Below are 5,409 nucleotides of genomic sequence, written 5' to 3'. Positions count from 1 at the left end.
AAACGCTTCCTCCAAAAAAATATAAGGATACGTAAAAAGCATATCACAAATCAAAATCCTCCTCTTTACGCAATAAATAGAGTGCTAAGAAAAAAACTAAAAAGACACTGACGGAAAATAGAAAAAAACAAACTATATAGGGAGAAGCAAAAAAATATTTATCTAAAGCTATAATTTCAGCTTTCAGCTTATTTAATTTTTATTAACTTGCCATCAAGGATCATAGGATATTCAGGAGTTTGAACAAAAGATTTTATTTTTGCGGAGCTTGAAGACTGAATGAATTGCGATTTCCTTATAAAACAAATATGAAAAAATTTTGATTTATTGATGATATCTTTTATAAGGTAAGAAGATGACAGCGATGATAAAAGAACACTTCTTTTAATATTACAACTTGAATCAATGAACAATAAAATTCCAACACCGTGTTCAAATTGATTTATTATAATGAGTTGAATGTCTGTAGCTGAAATATTGCAACCGTGAAGATTCAAAACATTTATGAAATCGTGGACAGAAATTGAAGTGCCCATAATATTATAAAAAGTTGGTGTTCTTCCTTTCAGGTGTAAGGTATGGCCATGATAGCCACAATCGCATGATTGATCATATGCAATATGAACAACATCACCTGTGGCGTGCTCAAGTAATGGTGCATCTTCAGGATAAAAAACAGAGACAATTAATTCGTCATTTTCAGGATTTGGCTTTACTTGAATGTGATCATAAAGATGATAAATCTCACCATTAATCTCGGAACACTGGAATCCTATTGGACCAGTTTCTTGGGTGGTGAAGCTAAGAGGTTTAATACCTAAGCTAGGGATTATGTCTTTTATTTTTAAAACAGATTCAGCTTGAAAGGATTCTCCAAGATAGAATAGGTTTTTTAGAGATTTTAATTTTTGCTTCCGAGATATTGTAATAAGTTTATCCGCAAAACTTGGTAGGCATATGATGGTATCGATAGAAAATTCTTCGATAGCTGAACTCAAAGTCTCAAGATCAACCATAGAGGCAAAAGGGTAATATGTTACTTTGAGCAGTCTACAAATTTCATGGGCAAATAAAAATCCCCCCCATAATCCTCCAGCTGTGAGACAATTTGCAACGGAGTTTACAGAGCAATCTTTAAAGACCGTTTTGAGCTTCTTTGCCGCAGAGTGTGTTACAAATTCATAATTGAGCCATTTATGACGAAGTGTTTTAGGCACTCTTGTTGTGCCACCGGTTGCAAAAATTATATGTGACATTGAAGTTCCTTATTTTTTTTAGTTTGCATGAGGCAAAGGCAAGAGGCAAAGGCGCAGGCACCAACAATCATGCAAAAAAGCAAAGCGATATGATTATTGAAATGGCTGATGATCCATCCACTTGTCCATGAGCCTATAGCTTGGCCAATATTTGAAACAACAAGAATATAACTAAAAAGAACACTGGCTGAGAGGGATGTGGTTGTTTTCCCTGCTTGATAGTATATCTCTGGTACCATGACAGATTCATAGACACTGTAGGCAATTAATGCAGTCATAGCGGTAAAGACCCCACCCATGAGGAAAAATGAGGAGAAACTTCCCATAAAGTAGAGCAGATAAAAAGTTGCTTTATCGGAAAGGGTGAGATGTTTATTGATCACTCCTTGCCAGATACAAATGCTGATGCCAACAATTGAAAAGAAAATCCCACTATAAGGAGCGAGATTACTGTCAAATTTATTGAGAAGTGTTGTGGTAGTTATAAAAATTCCCATGAGGAATGCACAGAGAAAAGCCGTGACCAGCAAATAAGCAATAGAAAGATTATGTACTATTGTTTTTAAAGAAGAAAGAAAAGGCTTCTTTGTTTTTTTGTTCTTTTCAAGAGATAATTTTTTATGGGGGTAGTGATAAACAATTTGAATGGATAAAACACAAAGATACAAACCAATGAGTGCAAAAAAAGCCATTAAAAAAGCTGATGCGTTATATTTTATGGCACTCATTGCAACAAGAGGGGCGATAACGACTGCAGCGTTTTGAAAAAACGAATAGAGGGTTAATGCGCGTTTAAGAGTACTTCCATTGAGATGTTCTGATAAAATTTCTCTCAAAAATGGCTTTGAAATTGCTTTCGAAAAAGCCATTAAGGTAAAAAAGATCAACCATGCAGAAGGTATGAGTGATAGGATAATGCACACAAAAGCGGTACTCCTCAAAATAAAGGCGGTAGCCATTAAGAGTTTACGCGAAAATCTTTCTAATAAACCCGTTGTGGTTACCATGAGAATGCTTTCAAGGATTACTGATCCAGCGAGATAAAACGCAACATTGGCAGCTGTTATGAGAGTAGAGTTTCCAAGTAAAGGGAGTACAAAGAAAAAGGAAAATTCAGAAAGAAAAACTGCGCTATAGATGAAAAAAGTTATTTTATTTTTGCCCATGGAATTTCCATAGAAGTGTCGTTAAATGATCAAATACATTTTGTTGTATCTCTTGAGGAAGTTTTGTCAGCCCTGTTTCTGCTGTGCACATTTCGTTGAAATAGTATCCTTCTTGATTCACCAGCCAGTCCACTGCAAGAATATTGTTTTTTGTTTTTTCTACGATGTTTTTAGAAATACCGAGCATTTCAGGATAGAATTTTTTCTTGCCATATGCGGTTATAAAAGCTGCTTCAGTAAGAATCGTATTTTTGCCGCCGCGTGCAACATTTCCAATATAACCGTCTCCTTGAGGTGTGCGGAATTTCACAAAACAGAGTTTTCCTGATATGAAGAAAAATCTTACATCTTGTGCATCCTTTACAAAAGGCATTAAAAAATATTCAGAAGAAGAAGTTGAAATCAGATTTCCTATACTCATTGCATGTTGTAATCCATCTGATTTAATGACACCAAATCCCATTCCTGAGCTAACGGGTTTGAAAATAAAAGATTCATATTCTGATGAAAAAAAAGATGTGATTGTAGGTACTGTTTGTTTATGATAGCCACACATCGTGAATGGAAGCACTGGAGCTCCTAGCTTACGTGCTAATACCATTTGTGCAATCTTATCCCACTCAAGATTTTCTACTCCATAAATGCATTCGTTAAGAAGGTGTGTACCACTTATCCTAAAATAATTTCTTAATGTGAGACTGATGGCTCTTGCTTGTGGATTTAGATCTGCTTTTGATAAAATGTATGCTGAATGATCTGGATTTTTTGGAACTCCTTGATATAAAAAAATAAATTCCCCTGCACTATTTGCTTTGATAAGGCAGTTTTCTAGCTTTAAAAATTGAAACTCGATGCCTCTTTTGTTAAACTCTTCTGTGTACTCTGAATAGGAATATTCTATATCTTGTGCATTCGCATATTCTTCTTGCGCTACAATCCAATAAAGTTTCATCGCTAAATCCTTTTTGTGACTAAGACTGATTGAGAGAAGAGTTTTTTCATTATCTCATCGATTTTGAGAGTATAGAAAAGCTACTAACGGTTCATATTGGTGCCGGTAGCGGTTCTTTTTTATTTTAGCTGTGAGTTCATTAAAATAGTTTTTCGGTTCTGGCTGTATTTGCATGTACGGGAAAAACTGTTCCTTATGTATCGTTTCAAAGACGGAGGCTTTATCGGTAACGAATGTATACAGTGCTATTAATTTCTTTTGATAAGTTATGAAAATCTCACTGTGCATAAGATAGCTCTGTCAGTTCGTTAATATTTGCCGCAAATGTTTCTAAATCATGTTTGGTGTGTGCTGCTGATATTGCCACACGAATAATGCTTCTTTTTTTAGCTACTGTTGGATACATTGCTGCTGTAACCAAAAAACCGCGTTTTCTTAAATTATATGAAGCGTTTATAGCTTTGTCTTCGATACCCATGAGGATAGACCTAATTGGACTTAGTTTTTCCTGTGTTTGAACATTCAAGACTCTTTCATCAAAATAAGCGATGTGTTCATGCAGTTTGAGTTGAAGTTGGTTAATTTCTTCTGAAAGATGAATATCTGCAGAAGCAAGGCAGGCTGCTATACCTGGGAGAGAAGGAGGACCACTGAAAATATAATTAAGCGCATATTTCTTAATAAAAGATGCAGCATCTGGATTGCTGAATGAAACTGAACCACCATGGGAGCCGAACGCTTTTGACAGAGAAGAAAGTAAAATAAGATTCTCTTTGTATTCTTTCAATAAATGGAGTGTGTAACCACAGCCATTTTTTCCTATGATTGAGGTGCCATGTGCATCATCCGCATAATAATATCCACCGTAGAGTTTTGCTAATTTGGTTAATTTTTTAACGTCATTTGCTCCTCCCATAGAACCGAGAGAGTCAGATACCAAAACAGGTGTTTTATTTTGTAATTTACTTTCTTGTAAGCTTTTCTCTAGTGCTGCAGTATCTTTAAATTGGATTCTTATATAATTGCCAAATTGTTCGAGTATACCCCGTAAAATTTGTACGGATGCATGTGTTTCTTTGTCGATAATCCATAAAATTCCGTTTGATGTTATGGGATAGCCCGGAAGTTCTCTTGAACTTAGTATGGGCATAACTGCAAGATGAGCGGCACCTACCGAATTAAATATGACAGAATGAGAATCAAGAAAAATTTTGTTTAGCTTTAACTCAAGTTCATCAAATAATGCGCATTTCGCACGAGTTCGCGCAGCCGCATATTGTACACCAAATTTATCTACTGAAGCTTTTACGGCATTACCTAATGCTGGATGACATTCTAGCCCTAGATATGAGCATGACATAAAGTCAACATAAATCTCCCCCGATTTAGCAACGACACCCTGTCCTTGTGTCCGTGCAACAATCGTCAGATCATTGAGCCCTTGCTTCCATATCTTATCTTGATGGCTACAGCTGTTCTTTATTCTGTTTGATAACCAATTTTCACGCCGCATTCTAGCCTCCCCCTACCGCTTCTCACATAATTATACTTAGCTATCAACGTAAAAATAAAATTAATTGACACCGTTCATAATATAACAAAATAAAAATTAAGAGTTTTGTTTAGTTATATCAAAGATTGTATATTCCAGTGCCGTCACTTAAACTTAAATTTTTATACTAGGTGTAGTAAAAGTCGACCGTTAATACAGCTTTTTATGTGTTTGCTTTAGAGGTAGAAGTTTTAAAGCATGAAAGTATCCTTACGGCTTCTGTAACCATAATAGCCAAAGACACTGGAAATCACGGCGCCAATCAGGCCTCCTAAAAAGCCCCACCATCCCATGTAAGAAGCTGTTTTAGCAGCTTTGTTTGCACTGTAATGTGCATCCTTTGTTGGCATGTTGAACTTTTGAGACAGGGTTTCAGCTTGTTCTTCAAGAGTTTTGAGCGCCTGTTCTATTTTTGCCTCTGCGCTTTGATAGACATGAAGTGCATGGTTGGCGTTTGTTTGTGCTTCAGCGTGTGTCATGCCA

Annotated in this window: 4 protein-coding genes and 1 pseudogene; all 5 read right to left on the bottom strand. The window is 36.0% G+C overall.

Annotated elements, in window-relative coordinates; genetic code table 11:
* Positions 1 to 188 precede the first annotated feature (188 nt).
* Positions 189 to 1,256: a phenylacetate--CoA ligase family protein gene (locus J7R12_RS08405; RefSeq protein ID WP_126603830.1), complete on the bottom strand. Its 1,068-nt coding sequence runs from the start codon at positions 1,254 to 1,256 to the stop codon at positions 189 to 191.
* Positions 1,244 to 2,422 (bottom strand): MFS transporter, encoded by a 1,179-nt coding sequence (locus J7R12_RS08400; RefSeq protein WP_126603829.1) that lies wholly within the window; start codon positions 2,420 to 2,422, stop codon positions 1,244 to 1,246. The genes J7R12_RS08405 and J7R12_RS08400 overlap by 13 nt, the downstream gene beginning before the upstream one ends.
* The gene (locus tag J7R12_RS08395; protein ID WP_126603828.1) at positions 2,409 to 3,374 is read right to left on the bottom strand and encodes an ATP-grasp domain-containing protein; all 966 of its coding nucleotides are present in this window, start codon (positions 3,372 to 3,374) and stop codon (positions 2,409 to 2,411) included. The genes J7R12_RS08400 and J7R12_RS08395 overlap by 14 nt, the downstream gene beginning before the upstream one ends.
* A 277-nt stretch (positions 3,375 to 3,651) precedes the next feature.
* The gene (locus tag J7R12_RS08390; RefSeq protein WP_126603827.1) at positions 3,652 to 4,887 is read right to left on the bottom strand and encodes an aminotransferase class I/II-fold pyridoxal phosphate-dependent enzyme; all 1,236 of its coding nucleotides are present in this window, start codon (positions 4,885 to 4,887) and stop codon (positions 3,652 to 3,654) included.
* 230 nt (positions 4,888 to 5,117) lie between these two features.
* A pseudogene (locus tag J7R12_RS08385) lies at positions 5,118 to 5,409 on the bottom strand (DUF3792 domain-containing protein); the annotation flags it as partial.

It is taken from the genome of Bartonella vinsonii subsp. vinsonii (assembly GCF_902825235.1).
In the GTDB taxonomy this organism is placed as follows: domain Bacteria; phylum Pseudomonadota; class Alphaproteobacteria; order Rhizobiales; family Rhizobiaceae; genus Bartonella; species Bartonella vinsonii.
Note: the sequence above shows the minus strand (reverse complement) of the source record. Positions and strands in the feature narration are given on the sequence as shown.

Bases quoted from the DNA above. Each gene is read 5' to 3' on its own strand.
- J7R12_RS08390 (WP_126603827.1), bottom strand. From the start codon at position 4,887: ATGCGGCGTGAAAATTGGTTATCAAACAGAATAAAGAACAGCTGTAGC.
- J7R12_RS08395 (WP_126603828.1), bottom strand. From the start codon at position 3,374: ATGAAACTTTATTGGATTGTAGCGCAAGAAGAATATGCGAATGCACAA.
- J7R12_RS08400 (WP_126603829.1), bottom strand. From the start codon at position 2,422: ATGGGCAAAAATAAAATAACTTTTTTCATCTATAGCGCAGTTTTTCTT.
- J7R12_RS08405 (WP_126603830.1), bottom strand. From the start codon at position 1,256: ATGTCACATATAATTTTTGCAACCGGTGGCACAACAAGAGTGCCTAAA.